The 17,108-nt window shown below is 53.4% G+C and carries 14 protein-coding genes; 6 read left to right on the top strand and 8 right to left on the bottom strand.

The features are described from left to right. Positions 1–257: 257 nt before the first annotated feature. On the top strand, positions 258–1,235 hold the full coding sequence (gene pfkA, locus ACFE8Q_RS15110; protein WP_375446242.1) for a 6-phosphofructokinase: 978 nt from the start codon (positions 258–260) through the stop codon (positions 1,233–1,235). Positions 1,236–1,339: 104 nt separating this feature from the next. Here pfkA and ACFE8Q_RS15105 read toward each other — a convergent pair whose 3' ends face one another. From ACFE8Q_RS15105 to nhaD, 7 genes are all read right to left on the bottom strand, one after another. Further along, positions 1,340–1,810 (bottom strand): DUF5606 domain-containing protein, encoded by a 471-nt coding sequence (locus ACFE8Q_RS15105; RefSeq protein ID WP_375446241.1) that lies wholly within the window; start codon positions 1,808–1,810, stop codon positions 1,340–1,342. Positions 1,811–1,962: 152 nt separating this feature from the next. Beyond that, positions 1,963–2,601, bottom strand: coding sequence for a ribosome biogenesis GTP-binding protein YihA/YsxC (gene yihA / locus ACFE8Q_RS15100; protein ID WP_375446240.1), 639 nt, complete (start codon positions 2,599–2,601; stop codon positions 1,963–1,965). Between the two features lie 165 nt (positions 2,602–2,766). Further along, positions 2,767–3,906: a molybdopterin-synthase adenylyltransferase MoeB gene (moeB, locus tag ACFE8Q_RS15095; protein ID WP_375446239.1), complete on the bottom strand. Its 1,140-nt coding sequence runs from the start codon at positions 3,904–3,906 to the stop codon at positions 2,767–2,769. A 297-nt stretch (positions 3,907–4,203) separates the two neighbouring features. After that, entirely contained in the window at positions 4,204–5,415 is a 1,212-nt protein-coding gene (locus tag ACFE8Q_RS15090) for an N-acetylmuramoyl-L-alanine amidase (protein WP_375446238.1), read from the bottom strand. 84 nt (positions 5,416–5,499) lie between these two features. After that, entirely contained in the window at positions 5,500–7,578 is a 2,079-nt protein-coding gene (locus tag ACFE8Q_RS15085) for an insulinase family protein (protein ID WP_375446237.1), read from the bottom strand. A gap of 87 nt (positions 7,579–7,665) precedes the next feature. Next, a complete protein-coding gene (locus ACFE8Q_RS15080) occupies positions 7,666–9,105 on the bottom strand; it encodes a M16 family metallopeptidase (protein WP_375446236.1) in 1,440 nt (479 codons plus the stop codon). Positions 9,106–9,258: 153 nt separating this feature from the next. Beyond that, positions 9,259–10,557 carry a sodium:proton antiporter NhaD gene (gene nhaD / locus ACFE8Q_RS15075; protein ID WP_375446235.1) on the bottom strand — a complete coding sequence of 433 codons (1,299 nt, stop codon included), beginning with the start codon at positions 10,555–10,557 and terminating at the stop codon, positions 9,259–9,261. Between the two features lie 152 nt (positions 10,558–10,709). Here nhaD and ACFE8Q_RS15070 point away from each other — a divergent pair, with 152 nt between their 5' ends. Both ACFE8Q_RS15070 and ACFE8Q_RS15065 read left to right on the top strand, forming a co-directional pair. After that, the gene (locus tag ACFE8Q_RS15070; RefSeq protein WP_375446234.1) at positions 10,710–11,006 is read left to right on the top strand and encodes a hypothetical protein; all 297 of its coding nucleotides are present in this window, start codon (positions 10,710–10,712) and stop codon (positions 11,004–11,006) included. A gap of 74 nt (positions 11,007–11,080) precedes the next feature. Next, positions 11,081–12,280: a DUF748 domain-containing protein gene (locus ACFE8Q_RS15065; protein WP_375446233.1), complete on the top strand. Its 1,200-nt coding sequence runs from the start codon at positions 11,081–11,083 to the stop codon at positions 12,278–12,280. Between the two features lie 57 nt (positions 12,281–12,337). On the opposite strand, the gene ACFE8Q_RS15060 is transcribed toward ACFE8Q_RS15065, so the two are convergent. Further along, the gene (locus ACFE8Q_RS15060) at positions 12,338–13,507 is read right to left on the bottom strand and encodes a sodium:proton exchanger (protein WP_375446232.1); all 1,170 of its coding nucleotides are present in this window, start codon (positions 13,505–13,507) and stop codon (positions 12,338–12,340) included. Positions 13,508–13,545: 38 nt separating this feature from the next. On the opposite strand from ACFE8Q_RS15060, the gene ACFE8Q_RS15055 reads away from it, so the two are divergent. Genes ACFE8Q_RS15055 through ACFE8Q_RS15045 form a run of 3 tightly spaced genes read left to right on the top strand, consistent with a single transcriptional unit; the run spans position 13,546 to position 17,041 of the window. Further along, entirely contained in the window at positions 13,546–14,577 is a 1,032-nt protein-coding gene (locus tag ACFE8Q_RS15055; protein ID WP_375446231.1) for a dipeptide epimerase, read from the top strand. A 21-nt stretch (positions 14,578–14,598) separates the two neighbouring features. Continuing rightward, on the top strand, positions 14,599–15,702 hold the full coding sequence (locus tag ACFE8Q_RS15050) for an aminotransferase class I/II-fold pyridoxal phosphate-dependent enzyme (RefSeq protein WP_375446230.1): 1,104 nt from the start codon (positions 14,599–14,601) through the stop codon (positions 15,700–15,702). After that, positions 15,674–17,041, top strand: coding sequence for a serine hydrolase (locus ACFE8Q_RS15045; protein WP_375446229.1), 1,368 nt, complete (start codon positions 15,674–15,676; stop codon positions 17,039–17,041). Before ACFE8Q_RS15050 ends, ACFE8Q_RS15045 begins: the two co-directional genes overlap by 29 nt. The last annotated feature ends 67 nt before the right edge of the window (positions 17,042–17,108 follow it).

The raw sequence follows: 17,108 nt of genomic DNA, 5'->3' as shown, positions 1-17,108 counted from the left end.
ATTGGAAGCCGCACCGGTGAAGGGGCGGCTTTTTTGTGAACAAGCACCTAAAATGGCTTTTTTTGAGCCAAAATCTACAGTCCGTATGCCTATCAGAAAGTAGGGCTGCAAATTGGCACTTTCGCACAAAAAGCCATTTGATAACCTATAATTCAGAGGTAGATGGCTTTAAATATGAAAATGGGGGTAATTTTGCGTGGTTCTACTACGAGCCTAATCCCTACCAGTTGTTGTTTTCGACGAAAATTGATTAACGAATGAAACGTATTGCTGTGTTTACCTCCGGGGGCGATGCACCGGGTATGAACGCCTGTATTCGGGCGGTTGTGCGCGGGGCTGTCTATCACGGTCTTGAAGTGTTTGGCATTCGCCGGGGGTATAATGGAATGATTAATGGCGACATATTCCAGATGACCTCCCACTCGGTGAGCAATATTGTTCAGCGAGGCGGTACCATTCTGAAATCGGCCCGCAGCAAGGAATTCATGACCCCGGAAGGGAGGCAGAAAGCCCATGAACAATTGCAGAAATTTGGTATCGAAGGCCTCGTCGCTATTGGTGGCAACGGTACGTTCACGGGGGCTACGCTCTTCTTCGATGAGTTCGGTATTCCTACCGTCGGCGCACCGGGTACCATCGACAATGATCTTTACGGCACCGACCACACGATCGGTTTCGACACGGCAGTGAATACCGCCCTCGAAGCGATCGACAAAATACGCGACACGGCTGATTCACACGACCGTATTTTCCTGATCGAGGTAATGGGGCGCGACTCTGGCTACATTGCCATTCAGTCGGGAATTGCGGGTGGGGCCGAGTTGGTTATGGTGCCCGAAGTGCTTACGCCTATCTCAGAAGTGGTAAACATCCTGCAGCAGGGCTTCAACCGCAGTAAATCGTCGTCGATTCTGGTGGTTGCCGAAGGCGAAGAGGAAGGCAGCGCCAAGGAAGTAGCCGAGAAAATTAAAGTGATGATGGCAGGTCAGGACCTGGATATGCGGGTAACGACGCTGGGCCACATTCAACGCGGCGGCATCCCAACTGCCTACGACCGTATTCTGGCCAGTCGGTTAGGTCTTGGCGCCTTAGAGGGGCTAATGAACGGCGAAAAGAACGTAATGGCAGGTATTATCAACAACGAACTGGTCTATACACCCTTCCGCGACACTATTCGCCTGCCCAAACCAATTAATGAAGATCTCCTCAGGATGGTGAAGATCCTGAGCGTTTAAGGTCAAGCTTAACGTCTACTGTCCAGAAGGCTTCGCTCATAAACCATCTGGTTAACAAGCGAAGCCTTCTGGACAGTAGACATTGAACCTTTGAACGTTAAACCTCAGTCTGCCTTTTCTTCTTCGGCGGCTGTCGATTCGGCTACCGGCTCTTCTGCCGGTTTCTCGAACGCATCAGGTGCATGCTGACGAAGAATGGTATACCAACTTACCAGCTTGCGGATGTCTGTATCGCGAACGCGCTCACGGTCATAATCAGGTAGTACCTGCTCCATGAAGTCGGCGAGTTCAGCGCCATCAGCTTTGGCCGTAACCGGCAAGTCGTCGCCGAATGTATCGGCCACCAGCATCAGAATGTCGCCCAGTGGTACCGATTGTTCGTTCTGCGGCGAATCGGGCCGGTCAACATACATTGAAATGTCGTTGAGTACTGACACGCGGGCTTGCGGGCCCATCATGGTTTTTGTTTTTTTCGCGTCGATCGTTTCCACGATCACACCCGAACGTCCCGGTTTAAGAATCCGGTATAGACCGGGATAACCCGAGATATTGGCAATGGTTTTTAGTGCTTCCATACGTATGGACAAAGGTAAGGCTTAATCTGTTTGGGGGTATTATTTAGTGAAGGCCAATGTGGGGAGGTCAATGTCTAAAGTTTAAGGTCTAATGTCCAAAGGCTCTGCTTAGCCGACACCCTCGAAGAAGCGGAGCCTTTGGACATTAAACTTTAAACTTTCTTAACCGTCGGATTCAACGTCCATTCCCCATTTAACTCGTCGATGTAGTCAAGGATTTCGTCGCGACCTTCTCCGCTTACGGCCGAAGTAATAAAATACGTAGGAAAGGTGTCGAAGATTTCGGCCATTGCTTCGCGGTAAGCATCTATCGCTATCTGCCGCCCGCCCGACTTGATTTTTTCGGTTTTGGTAAAGACCATCGCAAACGGCAACTCCTGTTCGCCGAGGCGGGTCATAAAATCCAGGTCTATTTTCTGGGGTGGAATCCGCATGTCGATCAGCACGAAGATGCACTGTAGGTTAGTGCGGCTGGTGAGGTAGCCGGTGATGATCGAGGCAAACTGCTCGCGGATCGACTTAGGCACTTTCGCGAAGCCAAAGCCGGGCAAATCCACTAAGTACCAGCTCGTTTCGCCTTTCAGGTCGTTGATTTTAAAATGGTTGATCAACTGTGTTTTACCCGGTTTCCCTGACGTTTTGGCCAGGTCGGGGCGCTGCACTAACCGGTTGATCAAGGATGACTTGCCCACGTTCGACCGGCCAATAAACGCGTATTCCGGGCGGTCGGGTTTGGGGCATTTGGCTGGGTCTGTATTACTGATAACGAACTCGGCCTGATGGATTTTCATAGAGATGGCGACTTACTGAACGCACAAAGGTACGTTACGCTACGCTGGCATTATGTGGTCATTCGCTTCGCTGTCATTAGTGGTCATTTAGAGTCATTCGTAGGAAGAACTGTGAATGACTCTAAATGACCACCTAATGACAGCGAAGCGAATGACCAACTAATTTTAGTACGTTGCCATTTCGGGTTCGATCTGCTGGGCCCAGGCATTGATGCCGCCCTCAAGATTATACAGATTGGTATAGCCGCCCTGGGTGTAGAGGTAATTGGCGACGTTGGTCGACCGGATGCCGTGATGGCAGTAAATCACCACAGGTACGTCGGTAGGAATGCGTTTGCGGTCGGCGGCAGCGGTGGCGGCAATCATGCCAACGGGAATGAGCACGGCCCCGTCGAGATGGCACAAATCGTATTCTTCGCGCTCGCGCACGTCGAGCAGGAACATGTTTTCGCCCTGTTCCAGGCGGTCGGCCAGGGCGCGGGCGGTGATTTTTTTCGGACCGTCATTGACCGACTGCATGGATTTCTGGCGATCGGCGATTCCCTGCCGGGCCATCTCTACCGCATCAGCACGACGGCGGACGCGTATGGTCCGGCTCGTGTGCGTGAGCAGATCGGTCATCAGGAGCTTGTCGGTGAGTGGCTCGCCAATTCCGGTCAGCAGTTTCAGCACTTCGGTAGCCTGGTAGGTGCCAATCACGCCGGGAAGAACGCCCAGAACGCCCGTTTCGGCACAGTTGGGGATTTCCATCTGGCTGGGATTCTCCGGAAAAACGCAGCGGTAAGTAGGTCCCCGCTGCCCATCGGCCAGTTCAGCGTTGAAGATGGCTACCTGCCCCTCAAAGCGATGAATGGCCCCGTAAACGAACGGTTTGTTGAGCGTTACGCACCAGTCGTTGACCAGGTAACGCACGCCAAAATTGTCGGTACAGTCTACTATTACGTCATAGGCGTCGATCAGGGCGCGGGCGTTGGTGGTGTCGAGTGCCTGAGCGTGCGTGTCGAAGCGCAGGTCGGGGTTCAGGCGTTGCAGATGGGCTACGGCGGCCTTGGCCTTCGGTTGGCCAATGTCGCTGGTTGTGTAAAGGACTTGCCGTTGCAGGTTGCTCAGGTCAACTACATCGGGATCGACCACGCCGATTCGTCCCACACCGGCGGCAGTAAGGTACAGCAGAACAGGGCAACCAAGTCCGCCGGCACCAACCACTAAGACGCGTGATTTCTTGATGGTAAGCTGGCCATTGAGACCCCATTCGGGGAGGTTCAGGTGCTTTTGATAACGGGTTTGTTCAGATGGTGTCAACATGGGGGCGGCGCGGTAGTACAGGCTAACTAATGAACGTTTTAGGGACCCTGTTTTTGTCAGTTCTAGTCTAAAAAGAGACGGTTTTTTTTGCCCATCCGTTCCTACATTCTTACACAGCGCCAGCCGTGTAAGAATGTAGGAACGGATGAACCGCGTTAATCTACTGATTATATATAGCGCTACGAAGAATAGTTACTCAACGTTGCTTAGCGCCGCATACTGAGCTGGGTACGTTATCAGCAGGCTAGCTATCGCGGCGTTTTCGAGGTGGCTGCTAGCTTGAAAACGTGCAGGCAATCAACGCATACGTCGTAACCCTTTGGCAATCGATTTGGCCATTCGGTCGCGGAAAGCAGGGTTGGTGATCAGTGCTTCGTCGGCGGCATTGCTCAGAAATGGGCCTTCGACCAGCAGGTTCGGGTAGTCGGTGGGGCTATTGAAAAAGAAGTTGAAATGCCCCACGTTACCGAATTCCGATACGGGCAGGCGCTTCAACAACTCGGCCAATACGCCCTGACTCCACGGTCGGAAGCCGAGGTGTTTATAGTAGGTACTAACTCCGCGCACATTTGCGTTTCCTGACGAGTTGAAGTGTACGCTAACCAGCAGATTAGGCATCAGTTTACGCATGGCCATGATTCGGTCGGTCGTGCCAAGCGTGGTGTCCGTTGTGCGCAGCATAACGACTCGTGCACCAGCCCGCTCCAGGTACGTTGCCAGGCGTTGGGCCACGTCGAGTGTCAGGTTCTTTTCCAGTTGCCCGGTTTTTTCGCCTTTTGCGCCGGTATTGCTGCCGCCATGCCCCGCATCGACCGCAATGGTCATGCCGTGCAGGTGTCGGCCAAGGGGCGGGCGGCGGAGGCGGAGCATCAGGGTCGTTTTCTGGTAATACAAGGAATAACCCCAATGTGCCGGACCTCGTTTAGGAGTTCGCAGGGCCACAAAAACGCGAATATGCTCATCGGCCACCTGCTCGAACCAGACGCGCTCCACGGTTTGTACGGTACGGAGTTGCGTAATCCAGTTAGTGTTGATGGCCGCCCCGAAAATGTCCAGTATGATCCGGTCCGGGGCTACTTCCTGACGGCTCTGATAGGGCAACCGTTCGGGTAGGCGAATGGCGATGTAATCGTATAAGCTATCACCCGAAACGGTCCAGTTACCAGTCAGTAGGGTGGGTGGGGTAGCAGTTGGACGGGGGCCAGGTACGTTAGTGCTGTCGGTTAGTGGCTTTGGTATGGAGTCGGCCCGGACCTGTTCGCTGGGTACGTAGGCAGTCTGGTTTGGCGCCAGTTGCACGCGATATAACTTGTCAGTTATTCCGGTAACATGCAGCACAACACCCGAGTCGAGGGTTTCGCGTTTAGCACCGCCGAGACGATCGGTGCCGGTGCCGTAATACAAATTGGTCAGTGCCGTTCGGGTGCGGGCTGTGAGTAATGTATCGCGTACGGGCGCTGTCTGAGCAAAAGAAGCGAAGGAGAGAAGGAGGAGTAGAAGTGACTTCATAAGCGAATGTAAACACAGAGCCACAGAGAACACAGAGGTATGTCTCTGTGTTCTCTGTGGCTCTGTGTTTTTACTCTTTTTAGGCTAGTTTACGCTAAAATCAGCATCTTTCAGGCCTTTATTAACTTCTACCTTATCCACTGAAAGCGTCAGGGTCATCGGACCCATCGGCTGCTTGATCTGGTAGGGAATCATGACGCCGTTTACGGCCTTGTAATCGCCGTAGCTAACGATCTGGGCTACTTCACCCTGAGGGCCTTTCTGCATCGACATGGTCTGTACTTTCAAGCCAGTAGACGCATCAAAGAAGTCAGTCCAGGTGTAGCCGTTGGCGGTAGTGTTTTTCACCTTGAAGGTGTCCTTACCGTCTACTTTATCAGCACCATCCAGCGTACTCGTTACCTTGTTGGCTGTATAATACAATTCAGCAAACAGGCCGTCCTGAACTAGCTGCTGATCGGCTTCTTTCCCCGTCAGGGCCGTTTTGCTACCCCGCACGGTGCGAGCTGCCTGCTGGCCATCACTAACCATTTTCATCATTTCGTTGCCCATCACCGTTACCGCCATCACCGATTTATTAGGCGCTTTGTCGAGGCGGCTCATCTTAACGGGGGTCCCCTGAACTTCCGTGCTCATCTGCATGCTCATGTCCTGAATTTTCATCAGTGCATCTTTCCCGCCGATAGCGGTGATGTACTTGTCGATCACCTGCTGAGCGTTCATGCCGACAGGCACGGCTATGGTTGCCTGCGGGGCCGCTACCGGATTGCCTTTCGTATCGAAATACTCAATGTCGCCGAATCGCTTCAGCTTGTCGGCAATTTCGCTGGCTTTACCCACCACCACGATGATTGCATTGTCGGGCCGGATAAACTGCTTGCCTGCCGTGGCCACATCCGCTTCGGTGATGGCATCGACATACTTCAGGTAATTCGTGAAAAAGTCGGCGGGCAGGTTGTAGCGGGCCGTGTTGATGGCAAAATTGGCTACCGTTTGCGGGTCTTCGAGCGTGAAGATGAAGTTGCCACCGAAGGCGTTCTTGGTCTGCTTCAACTCCGCCGCCGATACGGGTGTGGTGCTGATGGCTTTCAACTCGTTCATGATCTCGGCCACCGAGCTGTCGGTCACGGCGTTACGAACGCTGGCACCCGCCCGGAACCGACCAATCAGCCGGTCGCCCGACAGGTTTGAGTAGGCGCCGTAGGTATAGCCATGTTTCTCGCGCAGGTTGTTGAACAGGCGGGCTTCCGAGCCACCCAGGATATCGTTCATCACATTGGCCAGAATCGTTTCCTGCGAATAAGGCTTCAGGGCTACCGGATACACCACGCTCACCACCGACTGAACCGATGAAGGGCGGTCGACAAGGGCTATTTTAGTTTTGCCGATTGGCGCGGGGGCTGGGTACGTTGGTTTAGGTACGTCGGCGCGCTGCCAGCTACCGAACGCCTTCTCAACCAAGGTTTTAGCCTGAGCCGCCGTGATGTCGCCAACAACGGCCAGATAGCCGATGTTTGGCCGGAAATAGGTCGTGTAATACGACTGCACGTCGGCAAGCGTCACTTTATCGACCGTTTCTTCGGTCTGCTGCTCACCGTACGGGTGGTTTTTGCCAAACATCACCATGTTGGCAACCTTGGTAGCAATGGCGTTCGGGTTATCTTTCTGCGCCGCCAGTCCTGACTTGGCCTGTTTTTTCAGCTTGTCGAGTTCGGCCTGTGGAAACGCTGGGTTCAACACCACGTCTGACATGAGTTCGAACAGTTTACTTACGTTTTTGCTCAGCGATCCGCCGTACACCCCCGTAGGTGACGTAGCCAGATCGGCACCGATAAAGTCAATTTCTTCATCGAGTTGCTCCTTGGTACGTGTTTTTGTGCCATTGCGAAGCAGTTGGCCCGCAAATCCGCTAACGCCTGCTTTGTCGCCTTCGAGCAGTGGCTCACGGTCGAGCACCAAGTTTACCGCCACGCGGGGCAGTTTGTGATTTTCGACCACGAAAACCTTCAGGCCGTTGGGCAGGGTGAAGGTTTCAGGTTTGCCGACTTTGATTTGCGGCGCAGGGGCGTCGGCCGGTAATTTGCTCCGATCGAGCGTCTGGGCAAAGCTGCTGGCCGAAAGTCCAAGCAGTGAAAGGCTCAGGAGCGTATGTTTGAGTGTCATTGTAGTAAGTTTCAGGTTTCAGACTTCAAGTGCGTTGTCAATCAGGAAGGTGGACGATTGCCAACGCACTTGAAATCTGATACTTATTTATTTCCCTTTTCCTGTGTCTTTGCCTTCGGCTGCCTTGGGCAGGTAATACAGCACTACGCGGTTTTCGGGGCGGAGGTACTGGTTGGCTACGCGGCGCAGGTCTTCCTTCGTGACCTTGTTGTACCGGTCGATTTCTGTGTTGATCAGGTTCGCGTCGCCGTAGTACATTTTGTAGTTGGCAAGGTTCTCCGCGATACCGAAAATGCGGGCGTTCTGGCTCACAAAGTTGGTTTCGATCTGGTTCTTCACCTTCGTTAGTTCGGCGTCGGTCACGAGGTCTTTCTTTACCCGGTCGATTTCCGTGTTCACGGCTGCTTCCAGATCTTTCGGGTTAACGCCCTGATTGGCAATTGAGTAAGTCAGGAAAAGACCTGCATCTTCGTTGGCTACCGGGAATGCGGCCGACTGAACGGCTTTCTGCTGCTTATCAACAATCTCTTTGTTCATGCGCGAACTTTCGCCACCTGCCAGAATTGTCTGTAAGACCTCAACGGCGTATGAATCGGCTGTACCCTGAGCGGGAATATGGTAGGCCTGCACCACGGCTGGCAGCGTGATGTTGTCGTAGATCGTATCGCGAACCTCTTTAGTCTGAGCCGGTTCCTTCACCGTTGGGCGGTAAATAGCCTTCGTACCTTTTGGAATTTCGGCGAAATATTTCGTTACCAGTGCTTTGGCCTGTGCGGGTTCAATGTCGCCCGCGATGGACAGAATGGCATTGTTGGGTACGTAGAAGTCTTTGTAGAACTGCCGGAATTCGTCGATTGTGGCGGCGTTCAGGTGTTCGAGCGAGCCGATGGGTGCCCATTGATACGGGCTAACCGTGTAGGCATGCTTCAATACTTCGGTGAAAATAGACCCGTAGGGCTGGTTATCAATGCGCTGGCGTTTTTCCTCCTTAACAACCTCGCGCTGCGTTTCCACGCCTTTCTGGTCAATTTTGGCGTGCAGCAACCGCTCTGATTCGAGGTACAAGCCTAGTTCCAGTTTGTTCGATGGCATCACCTCGTAGTAGAACGTCCGGTCCTGGCTGGTGTTGGCGTTAAGCTGACCACCATTGCCTTTCACGATCTTCATGTACTCACCGCGCTTGATGTTGTCGGAGCCTTCAAACAGCAGGTGTTCGAAGAAGTGAGCGAAACCGGTGCGGGTTGTCTGTTCATTTTTCGAGCCAACATGGTACATCATCGTTACGGCCACCAACGGTGTGCTATTGTCCTGATGCAGAATGACATGCAGTCCGTTCGGAAGATCAAATTCGGTGAACTTGATTCGGGCTGTGTTGGCCGGTGCGGCCGTTGATGCTTTAGCGGCGTTGGTGGCACCAGCCTTGACCGCAGCCTCGGCGGGCGACGCTTTTACCGCCTTCTTCGACTGAGCCGGCGCCTGAATGTAAAGGCATGCACCAGCGGCCAGCAGCCATAAGGTTCGTTTCATACGTACTAGTTTTAAGTTAATTAGTTGTGGGTCGCCTAACTGGCAGGGTATAAAAATACAACCCCGACGTTACATCTGGTAACGCCGGGGTGAGTGATTACACGAAAGGAGAAGAGAAGTGGATGAACGGTTGAGGCTGCCGGGAAGGAAGTTTTACCCAACCAGTGCCATTAGCGTCAGGTACGTTGCTGCTCCGGCGAGGTAACCGAGTAGGGCCAGCCAGCTTATTTTGCGGAGATACCAGCCAAATTCGAGCTTTTCCATGCCCATAACGGCCACGCCCGCCGCCGAACCGATGAGCAGTATACTCCCGCCGGTTCCGGCGCAGTAGGCCAGAAATTCCCACAGTTTATTGTCGGCTGGGTACGTTTGCAGATCGTACATACCCATCGTGGCCGCTACGATAGGTACGTTGTCGACTACCGCCGATACTATGCCGATTAGCAAGACGATGACATCCAGATTGCCAACGGTCACGTTCAGGTACGTTGCCATAGCCCGCAAACCGCCCGTTGCTTCCAGTGAACCAACGGCCAGCAGGATGCCCAGGAAGAATAAAACGCTCGGCGTGTCAATGTTTTGGAGGGCGTAGGCGGGCGTGAGCGGTTCGCGTTCGGCTTCATCTTTATCGCTGTGAATGATTTCGGAAGCAACCCAGATAGCGCCTAGTGCCAGCATCATGCCCATGTAGGGCGGCAGGCCGGTCAGGGTTTTGAAAATGGGAACAAACAGCATACCGCCCAGCCCAATTGACAGCATTAGCCGCCGGTCGCGCCGGGCGATTTTGTTCACGTAGGGCCGGCTCACGCCTTCTTCATCGGTCGAGGCGACAAAGGCCGTGCTGGCCGCCGGGTAACGAAAGGTCAGGAGCAGCAACGGAACCAGTACGGCAACGAGGCTGGGCAATAGCAACGTTCTGATGATGTTGAGGGTTGTAATCTGTCCGCCAATCCAGAGCATGGTCGTGGTTACGTCGCCGATGGGCGACCAGGCCCCCCCCGCGTTGCAGGCTACAATGGTCATGCCCGCCATGAGCCGCCGCTGATCCGGGTCGCGGACGAGCTTGCGCAATACCGACACCATGACGATAGCGGTGGTGAGGTTATCGAGCAGGGCCGACAGAAAGAACGACAGGCCGCAGGTGATCCAGAGCAGCGTGCGGGTATTTCGGCTGGCAATACGGTCGGTGATGAGTGTGAATCCTTCGTGGGCATCAATCAGCTCCACAATTGTCATGGCACCCAGCAGGAAGAACAGAATACCGGCAATATCGACCAGGTGATGGCCCAACTGCTCACCGATGGCGTGATGATCCGGCCCGGCGAGGGCATAGATTGTCCAGCAAAGCACACCGGTGATAAGCGCGGTAGCCGTTTTATTGACCCGAATGAGGTCTTCCAGGGTAATAAGCAGGTAGCCGATCAGAAAGACGATGAGTAACGTAGTGAGCATTAATCGATTAACGGTTATCAATTATCCGTTGCCTATCGGAATTCACTGACTGGCAACTATGTTAGTAAGCCGACAGACGTTTTTATTGTTCACGATTAACCAATAACTGTCCCCTGATAACCGTAGTTGTTCCCTGGTTGTGGGTTAATGGTATGACCATTTGGCCGTTTGTGCTGGTTCGGAAACCCAACCCGTCGGCGCAGTTGATCAATCACGAGCGCATTCACCTGCGGCAACAGCTCGAACTGGGCGTTATCCCGTTCTATATCTGGTACTTCGCTGAGTATGGCTACTGGCGCATTCGTGGCCTGGATCATTACAGCGCCTATCGGGCTATCCGTTTCGAGCGCGAGGCGTTTGACAATGAGGACAATCTGGCTTATCTCAACAAAAGACCTCTCTGGGCGTTTATGATAGACAAGTACCCCCAACCTCCTGAAGGGTCCTAAGCCTCCGGCAGAGCATTGGACCCTTTCAGGGGGTTGGGGGTAAAGCCAACCCATGTCATTATACGCTCAACACGTTGAAACGATCTGTCAAAATTCTGATCGCCGTTGTGGTCCTTATTATTGTGGCCCGTCTGCTGCTTCCCTACTTTGTACTTAGGTACGTTAATAAAACGCTCGCCGACATGGGTGATTACACCGGTCATGTCGAAGACATCGATATCGCTCTACTGCGTGGTGCTTACCAGATTAAAGCTCTAGTAATCAAGAAGGTAAATGGCAAGGTGAAAGAGCCATTTGTCAAAATACCCCGCTCTGATCTGTCGGTCGAATGGAAATCATTGTTTAAAGGCCGGTTGGTGGGCGAGGTCGAATGCTACGAACCGGAGCTGAATTTCTCATTTAGTACCAATGAAAGTACCCGCCAAACCGGCCAAGGTGCCGACTGGACACAGGTGGTGAAAGACCTGTTGCCTATTCAGATCAACCGCTTTGCCGTGATCAATGGGCAGGTCAATCTGGTTAAGCTGTTTGCGGCAGCCGACGCCGATCTGTCGTTGCAAAAGGTGAACGGCGAACTGCGTAACATCAGGAATGTTGATGAGAAATCGGGTAAATTACCGTCGCCTGTGTGGCTCACCGGCGACGTACCTGGCTACGGCGGAACCATGCGGTTCGATGCCAATATGTATCTGTTGAAAGATGTTCCTGACTTTAACTATAATCTGAAGTTTACTGACCTTCAATTGGTTAAGTTAAATCCCATTGCCCGGCCGTATGCCAACGTGGATTTCGACAAGGGAACGATGAGCGTGTTCTCCGAGATGGCCATGAATGATGGTAAACTGAATGGTTACCTGAAGCCGCTGACGAAAGACATGACGATTTTCAGGCTGAAAGAGCCCGGTGAGCATCGAACCGTCGGTCGTTTTTTCACGGAGTTGCTGGCTCAGGGTGCTACCGAAGTGCTGGAGAATCGCAAACGCGATCAGGTAGCGACTCGCGTTCCGCTAACAGGGACTGTCGATGATATCAAAACGCCGGTGTGGCCAACCATTTTTGGCGTCCTGCGCAATGCGTACGTGCAGGCATTCGAGCAGAAATTCGACAACGATATTACGTTTACCGATGCCCTCCAGAGCTTCAAAGAAGATTTCAAGGAAAAACGAGCCGCGCGCAAAGCGGAACGTAAAGAAAAACGGGCTGACCGGAAAGCCGAACGCAAAGCGAAACGAGCCGAACGAAAAGCCGAACGCGAAGCGAAGAAGAAAGAGTAACGCGGACTTTAGTCTGCACGATAGCTTGTAGCTTACACAGTGCGGATAAAGTCCGCGTTACTCTGGTTTGTAGCGGATGGTGCCTACGGCCATCAACACGGCTGTTAGAATGACTACCAATGTTAAGATTCCTTCGCGGAAGCCAGTGAGTTTCAGGGCTTGGGGAATATTGGTGTAGAGCAGGATGGTGATCAGGCCGCGGGGGGCAATCCAGTTGATGGGCCGCCAGTCGCCGGGGTAGATGAGACGGAGGAGGGGCCATCGAACGGCAAAAATCACGATCAGAAACAAGGCGCTGACAATCAGCGCATCGGTGTCAATCAGCGACGTCAGGTTTGTGGCGTAGCCGAAAAGGAGAAAGAAGAAAGTGCGGACAATGAAAGCGCCTTCGGCCGTCAGGTTTTTGAATTGATCGAGTTCCTGCTCGAACAGGTCGCTTTTGAACATACGGGCCAGGCTACCACGAATGAAAAGCTCGTTGTTATTTAGAAAAAGGCCGAAAGTCAAGACCAGTAACAGCGACGATAATTCGTAGATATTGGCAATGGCATAGACCAGCAGCAGCACCGAAATGATGGGCAGAAACTTGACCGGGTGGTTGATGCGCCCAATCAGATAAAGTAGGGCAAAGCAGCAGATCAATGAAACAACGCCCATTGTCAGCGTGTCGCGTACGAAGCCAAACGCTGCTCCGATGACCGATATGTCGCTCTCGATCAGGAAGTTGTATAGCATAATGCTGATGATCGCCGCGAACGAAGTTTCGTAGGTGATGAACTCCCGCTTCTCGTTCGACAGCGGTCGTACCGCCTGCCCGGCAATGGAACTGCTGACTATACTGAAGGGCAACGCATTGATCAGGCATTTGTAGTACGATTCATCGAGCAGCAGATAAAGCATGGTAGCCAGTACCAGCGTGGTGAGTACAATAGACAAAAGTGCCATCAGGCCCGTTCGGCGAACCAGCCCGAGGCGATCGGGCTCAATGTCGAGATCGAGGCCCCCTTCCAGCACAACCAGAATGAGCGCCAACGTACCCAGCGTCGACAGCGTTGGTGAAACGTAAGGCACCTGAATGTTCAACGAATTGGTGAGCAGGCGGAGTAACGCGCCCATGAGCAGCAACAGCAACAGGGGAGGTGTTCTGAAGCGGCTGCTCAGCAGGTCGAACCCATACGAGACCAGTACGGCAGTGCTCAGGGCAATGATCAGGTAAGAAGCGTTCATAGGCGGCAAGTTAAGACCGGATTGCGTAATTTGACGGCATGGAATTGCTGCTACACCGCTTCGACCTGCGCCTTCGCCACACATTTACCATCGCCCATGACAGTCGCGATGTGCAACAGACATTGATCGTTGAACTGCGCGACGGTGCGTTGAGCGGGTTTGGCGAGGCTACCGCCAACCCCTATTACGGAATCACGATCGACCGGATGATCACCGATCTTGGCCAGGTACGTTCGCAGATCGAAACGGCCGACTGGTCTTCGGCCGAGGCACTCTGGGAACTGGTTCACGATGCGCTAAAAACAAATCCGTTCGCTCAGTGCGCGCTCGACGAAGCCGCTCACGACCTGGTGGCCAAACGGGCTGGCAAACCGCTCTATGCCCACTGGGGCCTTGACCCAACGCCTATTCCGCTCACCAATTTTACTATTGGCCTGGATACGCCGGCGGTGATGCTGAGTAAGATGCAGGAAATGCCCTGGCCGTTATACAAGATCAAGCTGGGGCGCGGCGACGATGACTTGGCTCTGCTTCGACTGCTGCGTCAGCATTGCGATACCGATCGTGGCCCTGTTCGGTTTCGGGTTGATGCCAACTGCGGCTGGACCGCCGAACAAACATTGGCCTACGCGCCCGAACTGATTGAGTTGGGCGTAGAATTTATCGAGCAGCCATTGCCCGCCGGTGACTGGGTCGGTATGGCCCGCCTTTGCGCCGAAAGTCCGCTGCCCATCATTGCCGACGAAAGTTGTATCGCCGAAGCCGACGTGGCCCGGTGCGCCAACTATTTTCACGGTATCAATATCAAGCTCACCAAATGTGGTGGGTTAACGCCCGCTCGCCGTATGATTGCCGAAGCCCGCCAGCGAGGGTTGAGCGTGATGGTTGGCTGCATGACCGAGTCGAGCGTCGGGATTTCGGCCATTGCGCACCTGCTTCCCTTGCTAGATTACGTAGACATGGACGGTTCGCTGCTCATCACCAATGACCCGGCCACTGGCGTCACCTTCGATTATGGTCAGGTACGTTTCGCCGATTCAAATGGCACCGGTGCCGCGCTGATTAACTAGCGTCCGAAAAAAATTAACTGTATGTCCTTATCAATGCCAGGTACGTTGTCAGCTTTCCAGATCGATCATCTGCCGGATCGAACAATCCGGCACGACGGGCAGACGTACCTGTTTTTCTCCGGTACGTCGTATCTCGGGATGGCGCAAAATCGGTCCATGCAGACATTGCTGGCCGAAGGCGTGGCGCGGTACGGTCTGCAATTCGGTTCATCGCGAAATGGTAATTTGCAGCTACGTATTTACGACGAATTTGAGGCGAAACTATCAGACTGGGCTGAATGTGGGCATGCACTGACCGTCTCATCGGGAATGCTGGCGGGGCAAATTGTGGTCGATTGGCTAGCGAAAGAGTTGGGTTCATCTGCGGTGGGCTTTCAGGCGCCCGGCACGCATCCCGCGTTGTGGCATCCCTTGCTCAAGCCACACACAATGCCCCTGGTAGCCAGCGACATGCTGGCTTTTCTGGATCAGACCCCCGATTCGTCGCCAGTTTATGTGCTTACCAATTCGGTAGATGCTATCCGGTCGGCTTATTATGATTTTAGCTGGTTGCGTAGCATCGGCGACCGGCCTGTGTGGGTGGTTGTCGATGATTCGCACGGGTTGGGTGTGTTGGATGGTGGCCGTGGTATTGGCTCGGAGTTGGATGAATGGATACATAACAACATGCCCAATGTTCGCCTGATCGTGACGGCTTCGCTGGCTAAAGCAATGGGGCTGCCGGGGGGCGTTATCTTCAGCGATCCAGGTACGTTGGCAGCGTTGCGCCAAACGGCCTATTTCGGGGCCTGTTCGCCCATGCCGCCCGCCTACGCCTACGCTTATCTGCAAGCGGGCAACCTGTACATCGACGCGTATGAACGGCTTACTGAAAACGTAGCGCTTGCCGAAGAACTGCTGCTGCCAACGGGACTGTTCGGCCATGCAACGGGCTACCCCGTTTTCTACACCGACCATGACGAATTAGCGCCGTATTTGCTTGAAAAGGGCATTTTTGTGTATTCCTTTGCCTACCCAACGGCGGTCGATAAAGCCAACACCCGTATCGTGATCAGTGCGTTTCATCAGTCAGACGATCTTATTGCATTAGCCCATCATGTCAACGAGTTTGCCCGCCTTCTATAACGTACCTGACCAAGTGATCAGCCGGTCGACTGGCTCGATTTCGTGGCCGAACCGCCTCCAGCAACTGGCCAGGCTGGCCCTGATTTTCTGTAGTACCCTGCCAGTTGTACAGGCCCAGACCACACTTGGGAAATCAGACAAACTGCTGGTTGAGCTGCTCGAAAGTCGGCCTGAACTGTTTGGGAAAACACTATCGGCAAAAGCGGCCGACGGGTCGCCGGTTTACGATGTGCAAATCGTTTATACCCAGATTAATCGGGACGCGGCCAATCGCCCGTCATTCAAAACGTACCGGTATCAGGTCGATAAAGACCGGTATTTCTATCCGGCCAGTACGGTAAAATTTCCGGCTGTTCTTCTCGCGCTGGAGACGTTGAATACCCTTGGCCTACCGCGCAACTCGCCTATGCTGACCGATTCGGCCTACGCCGGGCAAACAAGCGTACGTAAAGACGCTACGGCTAAAGACGGGTTTCCTTCCGTGGCGCAGTATGCCCGTAAGATTCTGCTGGTCAGCGATAACGACGCCTTCAACCGGTTATACGAACTCATCGGGCAATGCGCCTTCAATGATCGGCTGGCGGCAAAAGGCTACGCCAATACGCGCATTGTGCATCGGTTGTCGGTGCCGTTTACCGCCGCTCAGAATGCCCACACCAACCCGGTTCGCTTTGTTGGTTCGTCAGGTACGTTACTGAGGAGCCTTGGCCCGCAATTCTGTGAACGTACCCCGCAGGCTACCAAGCCTGTTCTGCGAGGAACGGGCTATAAAATACAAACCAGCAAAGGAGATTCGCTGGTGAAACAACCGTTTGACTTTACGACTAAAAATGCCTTCCCCCTTGAGGATCAGCAGGCTATGTTGCGGGCGTTGCTCTTCCCGGAGGCCGTGGACGCCAAACAGCGTTTCAACCTCACCCCCGACGATTACCGGTTTGTGTACCAGTACATGTCGCAGTTGCCCCGCGAAACGCGCTACCCCAATTACCAGGCCGACACGTCGCTGTATGACAGTTACTGCAAGTTTCTGATGGTGGGTGATCAGAAATCGCCCATGCCCAAATCGGTGCGGATCTTCAATAAAGTGGGTGATGCCTACGGATACATCCTCGATAATGCCTATATCGTTGACTTCGAGAAAGGCATTGAATTCATGTTGTCGGCGGTGATTGCGTGCAATAGCGACGGCGTATTCAACGATGACAAATACGACTACGAAACCGTGGGTTTTCCGTTTATGGGCAATCTCGGTCGCCTCATTTACGATTACGAAGCCAGCCGGAAAAAGCCCCGTCTGCCTGATTTAAGCCAGTTTAAGCTGGCGTATAGTCAGGAGTAATCTTACTAATTTCTGTACTTTATGTATGGAATTCAGGCTGTTTTGTTATCAAGCAGTAAATGGCTGC

It is taken from the genome of uncultured Fibrella sp. (assembly GCF_964250085.1).
GTDB lineage: Bacteria > Bacteroidota > Bacteroidia > Cytophagales > Spirosomataceae > Fibrella.
The sequence above is the reverse complement of the archived record's forward strand: the minus strand, read 5'-3'. Positions and strand labels throughout refer to the sequence as shown.

What these genes read in the sequence shown, in the direction of transcription:
- pfkA (WP_375446242.1), top strand. Translation starts at nt 258, where the DNA reads ATGAAACGTATTGCTGTGTTTACCTCCGGGGGCGATGCACCGGGTATG.
- ACFE8Q_RS15105 (WP_375446241.1), bottom strand. Translation starts at nt 1,810, where the DNA reads ATGGAAGCACTAAAAACCATTGCCAATATCTCGGGTTATCCCGGTCTA.
- yihA (WP_375446240.1), bottom strand. Translation starts at nt 2,601, where the DNA reads ATGAAAATCCATCAGGCCGAGTTCGTTATCAGTAATACAGACCCAGCC.
- moeB (WP_375446239.1), bottom strand. Translation starts at nt 3,906, where the DNA reads ATGTTGACACCATCTGAACAAACCCGTTATCAAAAGCACCTGAACCTC.
- ACFE8Q_RS15090 (WP_375446238.1), bottom strand. Translation starts at nt 5,415, where the DNA reads ATGAAGTCACTTCTACTCCTCCTTCTCTCCTTCGCTTCTTTTGCTCAG.
- ACFE8Q_RS15085 (WP_375446237.1), bottom strand. Translation starts at nt 7,578, where the DNA reads ATGACACTCAAACATACGCTCCTGAGCCTTTCACTGCTTGGACTTTCG.
- ACFE8Q_RS15080 (WP_375446236.1), bottom strand. Translation starts at nt 9,105, where the DNA reads ATGAAACGAACCTTATGGCTGCTGGCCGCTGGTGCATGCCTTTACATT.
- nhaD (WP_375446235.1), bottom strand. Translation starts at nt 10,557, where the DNA reads ATGCTCACTACGTTACTCATCGTCTTTCTGATCGGCTACCTGCTTATT.
- ACFE8Q_RS15070 (WP_375446234.1), top strand. Translation starts at nt 10,710, where the DNA reads ATGACCATTTGGCCGTTTGTGCTGGTTCGGAAACCCAACCCGTCGGCG.
- ACFE8Q_RS15060 (WP_375446232.1), bottom strand. Translation starts at nt 13,507, where the DNA reads ATGAACGCTTCTTACCTGATCATTGCCCTGAGCACTGCCGTACTGGTC.
- ACFE8Q_RS15055 (WP_375446231.1), top strand. Translation starts at nt 13,546, where the DNA reads ATGGAATTGCTGCTACACCGCTTCGACCTGCGCCTTCGCCACACATTT.
- ACFE8Q_RS15050 (WP_375446230.1), top strand. Translation starts at nt 14,599, where the DNA reads ATGTCCTTATCAATGCCAGGTACGTTGTCAGCTTTCCAGATCGATCAT.
- ACFE8Q_RS15045 (WP_375446229.1), top strand. Translation starts at nt 15,674, where the DNA reads ATGTCAACGAGTTTGCCCGCCTTCTATAACGTACCTGACCAAGTGATC.